The 13,405-nt window shown below is 71.3% G+C and carries 12 protein-coding genes; 8 read left to right on the top strand and 4 right to left on the bottom strand.

The features are described 5' to 3' along the window. Window positions 1–50 precede the first annotated feature (50 nt). Window positions 51–1,310 carry a DNA recombination protein RmuC gene (gene rmuC, locus DEJ25_RS10400; protein WP_110903394.1) on the top strand — a complete coding sequence of 420 codons (1,260 nt, stop codon included), beginning with the start codon at window positions 51–53 and terminating at the stop codon, window positions 1,308–1,310. A gap of 197 nt (window positions 1,311–1,507) precedes the next feature. Here the strand turns inward: rmuC and glpX are convergent, their stop codons facing one another. Continuing rightward, window positions 1,508–2,497: a class II fructose-bisphosphatase gene (gene glpX, locus DEJ25_RS10395; RefSeq protein WP_110903331.1), complete on the bottom strand. Its 990-nt coding sequence runs from the start codon at window positions 2,495–2,497 to the stop codon at window positions 1,508–1,510. 156 nt (window positions 2,498–2,653) lie between these two features. Between glpX and fbaA the strand changes: the two genes are divergently transcribed. Then, entirely contained in the window at window positions 2,654–3,682 is a 1,029-nt protein-coding gene (gene fbaA / locus DEJ25_RS10390; protein WP_110903332.1) for a class II fructose-bisphosphate aldolase, read from the top strand. Between the two features lie 108 nt (window positions 3,683–3,790). Beyond that, window positions 3,791–5,050 carry a M18 family aminopeptidase gene (locus DEJ25_RS10385; protein WP_110903333.1) on the top strand — a complete coding sequence of 420 codons (1,260 nt, stop codon included), beginning with the start codon at window positions 3,791–3,793 and terminating at the stop codon, window positions 5,048–5,050. A 57-nt stretch (window positions 5,051–5,107) separates the two neighbouring features. Here DEJ25_RS10385 and DEJ25_RS16705 read toward each other — a convergent pair whose 3' ends face one another. Then, window positions 5,108–5,941, bottom strand: coding sequence for a DUF6264 family protein (locus tag DEJ25_RS16705; protein ID WP_181427412.1), 834 nt, complete (start codon window positions 5,939–5,941; stop codon window positions 5,108–5,110). Further along, window positions 5,938–7,002, bottom strand: coding sequence for a 4-hydroxy-3-methylbut-2-enyl diphosphate reductase (locus DEJ25_RS10370; protein ID WP_110903335.1), 1,065 nt, complete (start codon window positions 7,000–7,002; stop codon window positions 5,938–5,940). Before DEJ25_RS10370 ends, DEJ25_RS16705 begins: the two co-directional genes overlap by 4 nt. Window positions 7,003–7,126: 124 nt before the next feature. On the opposite strand from DEJ25_RS10370, the gene xseA reads away from it, so the two are divergent. From xseA to DEJ25_RS10345, 5 genes are all read left to right on the top strand, one after another. Continuing rightward, window positions 7,127–8,368 (top strand): exodeoxyribonuclease VII large subunit, encoded by a 1,242-nt coding sequence (xseA, locus tag DEJ25_RS10365; RefSeq protein ID WP_111044629.1) that lies wholly within the window; start codon window positions 7,127–7,129, stop codon window positions 8,366–8,368. A gap of 135 nt (window positions 8,369–8,503) precedes the next feature. Continuing rightward, a complete protein-coding gene (locus DEJ25_RS10360; RefSeq protein ID WP_110903337.1) occupies window positions 8,504–8,767 on the top strand; it encodes an exodeoxyribonuclease VII small subunit in 264 nt (87 codons plus the stop codon). Then, window positions 8,764–9,402, top strand: coding sequence for a DUF4245 domain-containing protein (locus tag DEJ25_RS10355; RefSeq protein ID WP_110903338.1), 639 nt, complete (start codon window positions 8,764–8,766; stop codon window positions 9,400–9,402). The genes DEJ25_RS10360 and DEJ25_RS10355 overlap by 4 nt, the downstream gene beginning before the upstream one ends. A gap of 111 nt (window positions 9,403–9,513) precedes the next feature. Continuing rightward, the gene (locus tag DEJ25_RS10350; RefSeq protein WP_110903339.1) at window positions 9,514–10,128 is read left to right on the top strand and encodes a carbonic anhydrase; all 615 of its coding nucleotides are present in this window, start codon (window positions 9,514–9,516) and stop codon (window positions 10,126–10,128) included. Window positions 10,129–10,231: 103 nt separating this feature from the next. Beyond that, window positions 10,232–11,644 carry an aspartate ammonia-lyase gene (locus tag DEJ25_RS10345; protein ID WP_110903395.1) on the top strand — a complete coding sequence of 471 codons (1,413 nt, stop codon included), beginning with the start codon at window positions 10,232–10,234 and terminating at the stop codon, window positions 11,642–11,644. A 350-nt stretch (window positions 11,645–11,994) separates the two neighbouring features. Here the strand turns inward: DEJ25_RS10345 and DEJ25_RS10340 are convergent, their stop codons facing one another. Further along, complete coding sequence (locus tag DEJ25_RS10340; protein WP_375334555.1) at window positions 11,995–13,383, bottom strand: PhoH family protein; 1,389 nt, start codon at window positions 13,381–13,383, stop codon at window positions 11,995–11,997. Window positions 13,384–13,405: the final 22 nt, after the last annotated feature.

Raw genomic sequence — 13,405 nt, 5'->3', positions numbered from 1 at the left:
CCGCGCCGGACGGGAGGCCCGGTGTCGGTGGGTCCTGCCAGGGTCGCGTCATGCAGATCCTCGCCCTGGTCATCGGCCTCGTGCTCGGCGCCGTCGTCGGTGCCCTCGTCGCGTGGACGCTCGCCAAGTCCCGTGCCGGCGTCGACGCGGCGGTAGCACGCGCCACCGCCGAGGCGCTGCGGTCCCAGCTCGAGGAATCGCGGAACGACGCCGACGACCGGCTCGACGCGCAGGACACGCAGTACCGACGGCAGGTCGAATCCCTCGAGCGCCGAGCCGCCGAACTGGAGCACCTCGTACAGCGGTTGCACGGCGCGGAGTCCGCTCGGGCGCAGGACGAGTCGAAGGTGCTCACGGCGCTGAGCCCGGTCGCCGACACCCTGCAGGTGATGCGCGAGAAGATCGCCGAACTCGAACGCTCCCGCAGCGAGCAGTACGGCGCGATCTCGGCCCAGCTCCGGTCTGCCGCCGAGTCCGAGGAACGGCTCCGAGCGACCGCCGAGACCCTCGCCGGCGCCCTGTCGTCGAACAGCACCCGTGGGGTGTGGGGCGAGACGCAGCTCCGCAACGTGGTCGAGGCGGCCGGTCTGCTCGAACGCGTCGACTTCGACGTGCAGTCCGCCGTGACCACCTCCGCCGGCGCTGCCCGACCGGACATGATCGTGCACCTCCCCGGCGGCAAGTCGATCGCCGTCGACGCCAAGGTGCCCTTCGCCGCGTACCTGCAGGCGTCCGAGATCCCGGCCAGCGCCACCGGTGCCGAGGCCGCACGTCGTGACCAGCTGATGGCGCAGCACGTCAAGGCGCTCCGGGGCCACGTCGACGCCCTCGCCGCGCGGGAGTACTGGTCCGGTTACGACGCCTCACCGGAGCTGACCGTGGCGTTCATCCCGTCCGAGTCGCTCATCGCCAGTGCACTCGCCGCCGACCCCGGACTGCTCGACCACGCCTTCCGGAAGCGCGTGGCGCTGGCCTCCCCCGTGACGCTGTGGTCGGTGCTGAAGACCGTGGCGTTCTCGTGGCAGCAGGACGTCGTCACGCAGGAAGCGCGGGAGCTGTTCACGATCTCCCGTGAACTGCACGGGCGACTGGCGACGATGGCCACCCACGTCGACAAGCTCGGCCGGTCCATCCGGGGCAGCGTCGTCGACTACAACCGCTTCGTGGGCTCGCTCGAGCGGCAGGTGCTGCCGAGCGCCCGACGGCTGTCACTGCTCGACGAGTCCAAGGTGATCGCGGACCCGACGAGCATCGAGGACGAGCCGCGGTTGCTGACGGCGCCGGAGCTCGTCAGCGCGACGGAGGACTGAGCGCGGCGGCGCGACGCCCGCCCCGGGTGCCGTTGCCCGGTGCCGTTGCCCGATGCCGGCCGGCCCCAGCACAACAGGAACCCGCTCGAACCACGGGATGCCGTGGCGCGAGCGGGTTCCTGTTGTGCGCAGCTGATCGGCACCGCGGGCCGCAGCGGCAGCCGGTGGCGGGGCCGGGGCGCCGTCGACTCAGCGGATCAGAACCACTTCTCGGCGCGGTGGTCGGCCTGGATACGACGGATGGTGTTCGAGCGGGACCGCAGCACGAGCGAGTCGGTGTGGATGACCCCGCGGGACCGACGCACACCGTCGACGAGCACGCCGTCGGTGACACCGGTCGCGACGAAGAAGGTGTTGTCCCCGGTCACCAGGTCGTCCTGGTCGAGGACCTTGTCCAGGTCGTGGCCGGCGTCGATCGCCTTCTGGCGCTCCTCGTCGTCCTTCGGCTGGAGCTTGCCGAGCAGGACCCCGCCGAGCGCCTTGATCGCGCAGGCCGTGATGATGCCCTCCGGCGTGCCGCCGACGCCGACGCACATGTCGATCGCCGAGCCGGGGAGCGCCGCCGCGATGCCGCCGGCGACGTCACCATCGAGGAGCAGTCGCGTCCCGGCGCCCGTGGCACGGATGGCGCGGATGAGTTCGTCGTGGCGCGGACGGTCGAGCACGGCCACGACCATGTCCTCGAGGTCCTTGCCCTTCGCCTCTGCCAGCGCCCGGATGTTGTCGCCGATCGGCTTGTCGAGGTCCAGGACCCCGCGGCCCTCGGGACCTGCGGCGATCTTGTCCATGTAGAACACGGCCGACGGGTCGTACATCGAACCGCGGTCGGAGACGGCCATCACGGAGATGGCGTTCTGGCGGCCAGCGGCGGTGAGCGAGGTGCCGTCGATCGGGTCGACGGCGATGTCGCACGCGGGACCGTGGCCGTTGCCGACGTGCTCGCCGTTGTAGAGCATCGGGGCGTTGTCCTTCTCGCCCTCTCCGATGACGACCACGCCGTCGAAGTTCACTGTGCCGAGGAACTTCCGCATCGCGTCCACCGCGGCACCGTCGGCGAGGTTCTTCTCACCCCGACCGACCCACGGCTGCGCACGGATCGCGGCGGCCTCCGTCGCACGCACGAGCTCGAGCGCGAGGTTGCGGTCGGGCTGGAGGAACAGGGAGCCGGTCTCAGTCGTGGGAGTCACACCCCCCAGCGTACCGAGCGCCGACCGTCCGGCCTCCCCTGCGGACGGATGTGCAGAGCGCGATCCGTCCACAGGCACCCGTCACACCCACCACGCACCAACCGGCCCTGACTAGCATCGACCGGGACATCACCGAAGAAGTCGAAGGAGATCCCAGTGCCCATCGCAACGCCGGAACAGTACGCCGAGATGATCGACCGCGCGAAGGCCGGGAAGTTCGCCTACCCCGCGGTCAACGTGTCGTCCTCGCAGACCATCAACGCGGTCCTCCAGGGACTGACCGAGGCCGGCTCCGACGGCATCATCCAGGTGACCACCGGCGGGGCGGACTACTTCGCCGGCCAGACCGTCAAGAACCGTGCCGCTGGTGCGCTCGCGATGGCGGCCTTCGCGCACGAGGTGGCGAAGAACTACCCGATCACCGTCGCGCTGCACACGGACCACTGCCCGAAGGACGCCCTCGACGGCTTCGTCCTGCCGCTCATCGCCGCGAGCGAGGAAGAGGTCCGCCAGGGTCGAAACCCCATCTTCCAGTCGCACATGTGGGACGGTTCGGCCGTGCCGCTCGACGAGAACATCGACATCGCCAAGACGATGATCGAGAAGACGCGCAACATCAACGCGATCCTCGAGGTCGAGATCGGCGTCGTCGGCGGCGAAGAGGACGGCGTGCAGCACGAGGGCACGAACGACGCCCTGTACACGACCGCGAACGACGTCGAGCGTGTCGTCGAGGCGCTCGGCATGGGTGACCAGGGCCGCTGGATCGCCGCGCTGACGTTCGGCAACGTGCACGGCGTCTACAAGCCGGGCAACGTCAAGCTCCGCCCCGAGCTCCTCGGCGAGATCCAGGATGCCATCGCCCAGAAGCACGGCACCGGCCAGAACCCGCTCGACCTCGTCTTCCACGGCGGGTCCGGGTCGACCGACGACGAGATCCACGAGGCCGTCCGCAACGGCGTCATCAAGATGAACATCGACACGGACACGCAGTACGCGTTCACACGCTCGATCGCCGGCTCGATGTTCACGAACTACGAAGGCGTCCTCAAGCTCGACGGCGAGGTCGGCAACAAGAAGCAGTACGACCCGCGCGCCTGGGGCAAGGTCGCCGAGTCCGCGATGGCCGCTCGTGTCGTCGAGGCGACGAAGGTCCTCGGTTCGGCGGGACAGTCCCAGAGCTGACGACGGACCGGCCAGGAGGCCCGGGGGCGCGTCCGGCGGACGGGCCCCCGTCTGCGTCCGGGGACGCCCACTGCATGCCGGCTCACGACGGCGTGCCACGATGGTCGGATGACCGTCGACGCCATCGCCAGCGAGTTCGCCCACTTCGTCACGGAGTCCCCCACCGCGTTCCATGCGGCCTCGGTCGCCCGTGACCGTCTGGTCGCCGCCGGCTTCACCGACCTCGACGAGACCCAGGCGTGGCCGACTGGACCAGGTGCCTACGTGGTGGTCCGCGACGGTGCCGTGATCGCCTGGCGCCTCCCGGACGGGGCGACCGCGACGACGCCCTTCCGCATCCTCGGCGCACACACCGACTCCCCCGGCTTCCGGATCAAGCCGAACCCGACGGTCCGCGTCGGCGGCTGGGAGCAGCTGAACGTCGAGGTCTACGGCGGCCCGGTCCTGTCCACCTGGTTCGACCGTGACCTCCGCATCGCCGGACGGGTCGTCCACCGCGACGGCACCACTTCGCTCTTCGACACCGTCGACGGGGTCGCCCGCATCCCGAACCTCGCGATCCACCTCGACCGCGGTGCCAACGACGGTCCGGCACTCGACAAGCAGCGGCACACGCTGCCGATCGTCGGCACCGACGCCGGCACGGGTGGCACCGACGTGATGGAGTGGCTGCGCTCCCGCCTCGGCGAGACCGCCGTCTCGTGGGACCTGTTCTTCGCGGACACGCAGGCCCCGTCGCGGATCGGCATCGACCGGGCGTTCCTGGCCTCGGGCCGGATGGACAACCTGACGAGCGTGCACGCCGGACTGCGCGGGCTGCTCGAGGCCCCGGGTGACGGTGACCACATCCCGGTGTTCGCGGCGTTCGACCACGAGGAGATCGGGTCGTCCTCGCCGTCGGGTGCGGGTGGGCCGTTCCTCGAGGACGTGCTGGCCCGCGTGCAGGAGGGCCTCGGTGCCACCCGGTCCGAGTCCGCCCGTGCCTTCCGTGCCTCGTGGCTGCTGTCGAGCGACGCCGGACACCTGGTGCACCCGAACCACTCCGAGAAGCACGACCCCACCAACCGCCCGCGGCCGGGTGGTGGTCCGCTCCTGAAGATCAGCGCGAACCAGCGCTACATGACCGAGGCGAGGGGCACGGCGGTGTTCGCTGCCGCGTGTGGGACGGCCGGTGTCGACCACCAGCCGTTCGTCAACGTGAACACGATCCCCGGCGGATCGACGATCGGCCCGATCGCGGCGACCCGGCTGGGGATCCCCACGATCGACATCGGCGTCGGCCTGCTGTCGATGCACTCGGTCCGCGAACTGGTGCACGTCGACGACCTCGCCGACCTGCACGCGGCGGTCGCGGCCTTCCTGGCCTGACCTGGGCGGCTCGGGTCACGAGGCCCGGGTCCGGAAGCCCGGTCCGGAGACCCGGGTTCAGCCGCCCGAGGCCTGACGCATCATCGCTGCGACGAAGCCGTCGTCCTGGAACACCACGATGACGAAGACGATCGAGCTGAACACCGTCGCGACGGCACCGCCGAGCAGCGGCACCCAGAAGGTGCGCCTGCCGGCCCGGAGCCGGACGACGGACCACCAGAGCACGAGGGCGAAGACCACGAGCATGCCGACGGCGCTGATCATCGCGGCGCCGTTGAGCGTGCCCGGGTCCTGCAGTTCCGTGTAGTTCGTCTCGAGGGTCTGGCGGACAGTGGAGGCGACCGAGCCGATCGACAGCGACTGCACGACGCTGACCAGTCCCATCGCCAGGAGGACGAACGTCAGGAGCACGTCGACCGGCGATGCACCGAGCCGGCGGACGGACGCGCCCTCCCGCGGGGTCGTTCCCCGACCGCGGTCCCCCTGCGGCGAGCGGGCCGAGCTGTCTGGACGCGCCGTGCCGTTCGAACGCGCTGTGCCGTTCGAGCGCTCGGCGGATGCGACGGCCGACGCGGCGGCGTGATCGCGGTCCCGCTGCTCCTGCCGTTCCTGCTCGACGAGGACGGGGTTGACCCAACCCTCGGGTGCGTACTCCCCGTACTGCGGAGCCGGACGACCGGCCGCACTGGAGACACCGGCCGTGCCGGCCGTCCCGGCTGTACCGGCCGCACCGGCCGCACCGGCCGCGCCGGCTGTACCGGAACCGGCGCCACCACCCTCGGGGTCGACGGACGCGTCGGGGTCGACCCGGGCCTCCCGGCCGTCCACCGCCGTCGTCGTCCGCGGCGGGACCCGGGACCAGCCGTCCGTCCGCGGATCAGGGCCGTTCATCGGGTGCGCCCGCCGAGCGGACGCGTCGGCTTGCCGTCCGCGTCGGTGCGGAGTTCGCGGGGCAACGAGAACATCAGGTCCTCGTGCGCGGTGACGACTTCCTCGACCGCACCGTAGCCGGCGTCGGCGAGCTGTTCGAGGACCTCTGCGACCAGGACCTCCGGCACGGAGGCGCCGCTCGTGACCCCGACGGTCTGCACGCCGTCGAGCCACTCCTGGCGGATCTCCTCGGCGTAGTCCACGCGGTGTGCGTCCTTCGCGCCGTACTCGAGGGCGACGTCGACCAGACGGACGCTGTTCGACGAGTTCGCGGAGCCGACGACGATGACCAGGTCCGCTGCCGGCGCGACCTTCTTGACCGCGACCTGGCGGTTCTGGGTGGCGTAGCAGATGTCGTCGGAGGGCGGGTTCTCGATCGACGGGTACTTCTCGCGCAGGAGCCGCACCGTCTCCATGGTCTCGTCGACGCTCAGGGTGGTCTGCGACAGCCACACGAGGTTGTCCGGGTCGGGGACGTCGAGCGCAGCGACGTCGGCCGGACCGTTCACCAGGATCGTCCGGTCGGGTGCGTGGCCCATGGTGCCCTCGACCTCTTCGTGGCCGGCGTGCCCGATGAGGATGATCGTGCGCTCGGCCTTGGCGAACCGGGTGGCTTCGCGGTGCACCTTGGTGACGAGCGGGCAGGTCGCGTCGATGGCGTGCAGGTCGCGGTCCGCGGCACCGGCCACGACGGCCGGGGAGACGCCGTGCGCGCTGAAGACGACGTGCGATCCACGGGGAACTTCGGCGACGTCGTCGACGAAGACGGCTCCGCGCTGCTCCAGCGTGGACACCACGTGGACGTTGTGGACGATCTGCTTGCGGACGTAGACCGGCTCGCCGTACTGCTCGAGCGCCTTCTCGACGGCGACCACGGCCCGGTCGACGCCGGCGCAGTACCCACGAGGTGCGGCGAGCAGGACCCGCTTGGGTCCGCTCACCGGGACGTCGCGCAGTCGACCGCGCGCTGCGGGGACCCGCGGCGGGGCGAGCGGGACCGAGTGGCCGTTGGTGATCGTCACGTCCCCGATGATAGGTGAGCAGGACCCGCGCAGCCTGGGCACCGACGAGCCTGTGGAGGAGCGTCGCCGCCCGGGATGTCCCCGGTGTCCGGCAGCATGGACCGCACGACGAGAGAGGGGCGCCATGGCGATCGAACAGGGGCCGCCCACGGCAGAGGACCCGTGGCCCGTCGCGCTGCTCGGCGCGAAGCTCCGGGACTGGATCGACCGACTCGGGGTCGCCTGGGTCGAGGGTGAGATCACCCAGTGGAACGTCGCCGGCGGCAACGTCTACGGCAAGCTCAAGGACGTCGAGGTCGACGCCACCGTCTCGTTCTCCATCTGGTCGAGCGTGCGCTCCCGGGTGCCGTCGGACCTCAAGCAGGGCGCCCGTGTCGTCGCCGCCGTGAAGCCGAACTACTGGGTCAAGGGCGGCTCGTTGACCATGCAGGTCGTCGAGATGAAGCACGTGGGGCTCGGGGACCTGCTCGAACGCCTCGAGCGGCTGCGTCGGGCCCTGGCGGAAGAGGGGCTCTTCGACCCCGCGCGCAAGAAGCGTCTGCCGTTCCTGCCGCACCGCATCGGTCTGATCACCGGCAAGGACTCCGACGCCGAGAAGGACGTCAAGCGGAACGCGCAGCTCCGGTGGCCCCAGGTCGAGTTCCGGACCGTGCACACCGCGGTGCAGGGCGACCGAGCCGTCGCCGAGGTCACGGCAGCCATCCAGGAGCTCGACGCCGACCCCACGGTCGACGTCATCATCGTCGCGCGCGGCGGCGGCGACTTCCAGAACCTGCTCGGTTTCAGCGACGAGGGCCTGGTCCGGGCCGCCGCGGCCGCGACGACGCCGATCGTCTCCGCGATCGGGCACGAGGCCGACCGACCGATCCTCGACGAGGTCGCGGACCTCCGCGCCTCCACCCCGACCGACGCGGCGAAGCGCGTGGTCCCGGACGTGGCCGAGGAACTGGCCAACGTCCGGCAGGCCCGCGCCCGGCTCGGGCTGCGGCTCTCGCACACGCTCTCGGTGGAGGCCGACCGGATCGCGGCCCTCCGCTCGCGTCCGGCACTGGCGTCCACCGCCTGGCTCGTGGACACCCGCGCCGAAGAGGTCGCTCGTGACCTCTCGCGCGCCCGGGAACTCCTGGACCGGCGCATCGAGCGCTCCCACTCCGAGGTCGGCCACCTGACCGGTCGGCTCCGCGCCCTGTCCCCGCGGGACACCCTGCGCCGCGGGTACGCGATCGTCCAGACGGACACCGGGGCGGTGGTGCGCGGCGCGACCGACCTCCACGGGGCGACACCGGTGCACGTCACGCTCGGCACGGGGACCGCGGTCGGGACGCTCGAGGCGGACGGACCCGGTCCCGACGGCTCGAGTTCCTGAGCCGGGAGGCCCGTCCCCACTCCGCCAGGACGCACGCCTCCGCCCCTCCACCACTGCCGTCCTCCACAGGCGCCGTGTCCTCCACGGAGTTGGGCGGCAGCGGCCACGTCGGTGGCGGCTCGGTAGGATCGGCATGTGTCTTCCGAGCAGCAGTCCGAGCAGTCCGACGTCCGCTCGCTGAGCTACGAAGCGGCGCGTGACGAACTCGTCCGTGTCGTCTCCGAGCTCGAGCAGGGGTCGGCGACCCTCGAGCGGTCCCTGGGCCTCTGGGAGCGCGGCGAAGCCCTCGCCGCGCGGTGTGAAGAGTGGCTCGTCGGCGCCCGCGCCCGACTCGACGCGGCCCGCTCCGCGACCGAGAACGGCAGCGCGGACCAGTCCGCAGCGGGAGACGCCCGATGAGCGACCCGGAGACCGGTCGCCCGATCGTCGCCGAACTCGGGCGCCCCGAGACGGCGGAGGAGACCTGGGCGCGCAAGGACACCGCCCGCCGAGCCCGCCGTGAACACCAGACGGCGTTCAACCTCGTGCTGGCGCTCATCGCGTCGCTCGGCATCGTGCTGTTCCTGGTCGCCGTCGTGGTCCGCCCCGACCAGGCCGTCGACCGCTCGGTCGACTACCGACAGGTCGCGCAGCAGGCCGACGTCTCCGGGGCGCAGCTCCTCGTGCCGGACCTGCCGTCGTCGTACACCTCGAACCACGCCGAGTACCAGTCCGGTTCGGCGCGGGGGGTCGCGGTGTGGACCATCGGCCTCCTGACGCCCGACGACCAGTACATCGGCATGCACCAGGGCATCGACGCGAACGACACCTGGATCGCCGACCAGCTCGAGCAGAAGCCCGCGACCGGGTCGCGCACGATCGCCGGGACGAAGTGGACCGTCTACGACCGCCGTGACGAGGGCAAGGGCGCGGGCAACAACGCGTACGCCCTCGTGACCACCTCCGGCAAGGACACCGTGGTGCTCGCCGGCACCGCCGACCAGAAGTCCTTCACGACGGTGGCGACGGCGGTCGGCAAGGAACTCACCCGCTAGGCAGCACCTCCGCCGGCAGTAGCACGCGACCCCGCACACCACCGAGAACCCGAACACCCCCGCGAACCCGAACACCCCCGCGAACCCGAACAGCCCGAGGAACGACACACGATGACCGACCGCGCCGCCTCCACCCCCGCCGACGCCCTGCGACTCCTCGTCGAGGGCAACGCCCGCTTCGCCGCCGACAAGCGCCGCACCGGCCGGATCGACCCCGAGCGCCGCTCCGAGCTGCAGGGCTCCCAGGCCCCGTTCGCGACCGTCCTGGGCTGCTCGGACTCCCGCGTGCCGTTCGAGCACGTCTTCGACGCCGGCATCGGGGACGTCTTCGCGATCCGCAACGCCGGGCAGATCGTGGACGACGTCGTGCTCGGCTCGATCGAGTTCGCCGTCGTCGCGCTCGGCACCCCGCTGGTCGTCGTGCTCCGCCACACCCAGTGCGGCGCCGTCGCTGCCGCACGGTCCGGCGAGCCGGTACCCGCCCCGCACCTGCAGGCCCTCGTCGACGCGATCACCCCGAGCGTCGAGCGGGTCCGCGCCACCGATCCCGACGTCGCCCAGGAGGCCGTCGGGTCTGCGCACCTCGAGTCCAGCCTGAAGGCGATCCTGGACCGGTCGGGCGCCGTCTCCGACGCGATCGCGGACGGTAGGTTGGCCGTGGTCGGCGCGACCTACGACCTCACCACGGGCGAGGTCACGATCGACACCGTCGTCGGACAGGCCTGACCCGATGACGTGACCGCTCCGGCAGCGACGAGCCGCCGGAGCGCCACCGACACCGCCGCGACCGCGACCCGGTGTGAGCACCACGAGGAAGGACCACGACGACGTGACCGACACCACCACCCCCGCTGACGGCGAGTTCCGCATCGAGCACGACACGATGGGCGAGGTGCGGGTCCCCGCGTCGGCCCTCTACCGTGCCCAGACGCAGCGGGCCGTGGAGAACTTCCCGATCTCGGGCACCGGCCTCGAGTCGGCGCAGATCGTGGCCCTCGCCCGCATCAAGCGGGCCGCGGCGCTCGTGAACGGTCGCCTCGGCATCCTCGACGACGCCGTCGCGCAGGCCATCGCCACCGCGGCCGACTCGGTGATCGGTGGCGAGCACCACGACCACTTCCCGGTCGACGTCTACCAGACCGGCAGCGGCACCTCGTCGAACATGAACATGAACGAGGTCCTGGCGACCCTGGCCTCTCGCGTCGCCGACACCGAGGTCCACCCGAACGACCACGTCAACGCGTCACAGTCCTCGAACGACGTCTTCCCCACCTCGGTGCACGTCGCCGTCACCGATGCCCTCATCCGGTCGCTCGTGCCGTCGCTGGAACACCTCGCCGAGTCCCTCGAGCGCAAGGCCGTCGAGTGGGCGGACGCGGTGAAGTCCGGCCGGACGCACCTGATGGACGCCACCCCGGTGACTCTCGGGCAGGAGTTCGGTGGCTACGCGCGACAGATCCGCCTGGGCATCGAGCGGGTGAACGCCACGCTCCCCCGAGTCGCCGAGGTCCCGCTCGGCGGCACCGCCGTCGGCACCGGCATCAACACGCCGAAGGGGTTCCCGCAGCAGGTCATCGCCCAGCTCGCCGAGGACACCGGCCTGCCGATCACCGAGGCCCTCGACCACTTCGAGGCGCAGGGCGCCCGTGACGCCCTCGTCGAGGCCTCCGGCGCGTTGAAGGTCATCGCGGTCAGCCTGACGAAGATCAACAACGACCTGCGCTGGATGGGCTCCGGGCCGAACACGGGCCTCGGCGAGCTGCACATCCCCGACCTGCAGCCGGGCTCGTCGATCATGCCCGGCAAGGTGAACCCGGTCATCCCGGAGGCCACGCTCATGGTCGCCGCCCGGGTGATCGGAAACGACGCCACCGTGTCGTGGGCAGGCGCCTCCGGCTCGTTCGAGCTGAACGTCGCGATCCCGGTGATGGGGACGGCGCTCCTCGAGTCGATCCGACTGCTCGCGAACAGCTCTCGGGTGCTCGCCGACAAGACGGTCGACGGGCTGCAAGCGGACCTCGAGCGGGCGCGTGCCTTCGCGGAGTCCTCGCCGTCGATCGTGACGCCGCTGAACCGGGTCATCGGCTACGAGTCGGCCGCGAAGGTCGCGAAGTACGCCGTCACCGAGGGCCTCACGGTCCGCGAGGCCGTGGTCGCCCTCGGGTTCGTCGAGCGCGGTGAGGTCTCCGAGGAGCAGCTCGACAGCGCCCTCGACGTCCTGAGCATGACGCACCCGAACTGACCGGTCCGCAGGACGCCGGCGTCCGCACGTGACGCCGCCGAGTGCCCGAGACGCCACCGACTTCGGCGGCGTCTCGCACGTCCGGCGCCGTCCCGGGAGCCCGGCGCCGTCTCGCCAGCCCGGCCGCGTCTCGCACCGCGAGGGACGGGAGGCGCGGTGCGGGCCCGCACCGCGCCTCCCGCCCGTCCTTGCTGGCGTCCACTGCGCCGCGGCTCGAGGCGGCTGCGCACAACGGAAGCCGCTCCGAACCACGGCATCCCGTGGTTCGGAGCGGTTTCCGTTGTGCCTGTCCGGCCAGCGCCGGCAGACCGCGCCGGCCGCGCCAGCGGCCGCGGCGCGCCGCCTGCCCGCTACGCGAGGTCCGGCGAGTCGAGCATCTCGGTCACGAGTGCCGCGATCGCGGACCGCTCCGAGCGCGTCAGCGTCACGTGCGCGAACAGCGGGTGCCCCTTGAGCCGCTCGATCACCGAGGCGACCCCGTCGTGCCGCCCGACGCGCAGGTTGTCCCGCTGGGCGACGTCGTGCGTGAGCACGACGCGGGAGTTCTGTCCGATCCGGGACAACATGGTGAGCAGGACGTTCCGTTCGAGGGACTGCGCCTCGTCGACGATGACGAACGCGTCGTGCAGGGACCGTCCGCGGATGTGGGTGAGGGGCAGGACCTCGAGGATGCCGCGCTCGACGACCTCCTCCAGGACGTTGTCGGAGACGAGCGCCCCCAGGGTGTCGAACACCGCCTGCGCCCAGGGGTTCATCTTCTCGGAGGCATCGCCCGGCAGAAACCCGAGCTCCTGCCCGCCAACGGCGTACAGCGGCCGGAACACCATGATCTTCTTGTGCTGCTGGCGTTCCAGGACGGCTTCGAGTCCGGCGCACAGCGCGAGCGCCGACTTCCCGGTGCCGGCGCTGCCGCCGAGCGAGACGATGCCGATCTCCGGATCGAGCAGGGCGTCGATCGCCAGTCGCTGTTCGGCGGAGCGGCCGCGGAGGCCGAACACCTCGCGGTCGCCGCGCACCAGCGACACCGCGCCGGCCGAATGCACGCGGCCCAGCGCTGAGCCACGTTCGGAGTGGATGACCACACCCGTGTTGACCGGGACGCCGTCGAGTTCGGGGGTCCGGATCTCCTCGGTCTCGTAGAGGTCGGCGACCTGGTCCCCGGACACCTGCAGGGTCGTGATGCCGGTGTAGCCGCTGTCGACGGCGAGTTCCGCGCGGTACTCCTGCGCGGCGAGGCCGATCGAGGCGGCCTTCACCCGGAGGGGCAGGTCCTTGGACACGACGACCACGTCGAGCCCGTCGTTCGCCAGGTTCGACGCGACCGCCAGGATCCGGGAGTCGTTGTCGCCGAGTTGCAGTCCGGAGGGCAGGACCGACTGGTTGGAGTGGTTCAACTCGACGCGCAAGGACCCGCCGTCACCGACCGCGACGGGGAAGTCGAGGCGTTCGTGTTCGATGCGCAGCTCGTCGAGGATCCGCAGCGCCTGCCGGGCGAAGTACCCGATCTCCGGGTCGTTGCGCTTCGACTCGAGTTCGCTCACGACCACGACCGGCAGGACCACCGCGTGCTCGTCGAAGCGGAACAGGGCGCGCGGATCGCTGAGCAGCACCGAGGTGTCCAGCACGTACGTGCGCTGGGCGACCGGCGTGGACGAGTCCGCGGCCCGGCTGCTCGCAGCGGTGTGCTGCGGCGAGGTGGAAGACGTTCCGCGAGAGACGTTCTGAGAGGTCACGACCACTCCATCCCCGGGCCGCGCTCGG

It is taken from the genome of Curtobacterium sp. MCPF17_011 (assembly GCF_003234145.1).
In the GTDB taxonomy this organism is placed as follows: Bacteria; Actinomycetota; Actinomycetes; order Actinomycetales; family Microbacteriaceae; genus Curtobacterium.
Note: the sequence above shows the minus strand (reverse complement) of the source record. Positions and strands in the feature narration are given on the sequence as shown.

Excerpts from the sequence above, each read along its gene's own strand:
- xseA (WP_111044629.1), top strand. The coding sequence starts at position 7,127 with ATGGCGATCGAACAGGGGCCGCCCACGGCAGAGGACCCGTGGCCCGTC.
- DEJ25_RS10385 (WP_110903333.1), top strand. The coding sequence starts at position 3,791 with ATGACCGTCGACGCCATCGCCAGCGAGTTCGCCCACTTCGTCACGGAG.
- DEJ25_RS10355 (WP_110903338.1), top strand. The coding sequence starts at position 8,764 with ATGAGCGACCCGGAGACCGGTCGCCCGATCGTCGCCGAACTCGGGCGC.
- DEJ25_RS10350 (WP_110903339.1), top strand. The coding sequence starts at position 9,514 with ATGACCGACCGCGCCGCCTCCACCCCCGCCGACGCCCTGCGACTCCTC.
- DEJ25_RS16705 (WP_181427412.1), bottom strand. The coding sequence starts at position 5,941 with ATGAACGGCCCTGATCCGCGGACGGACGGCTGGTCCCGGGTCCCGCCG.
- rmuC (WP_110903394.1), top strand. The coding sequence starts at position 51 with ATGCAGATCCTCGCCCTGGTCATCGGCCTCGTGCTCGGCGCCGTCGTC.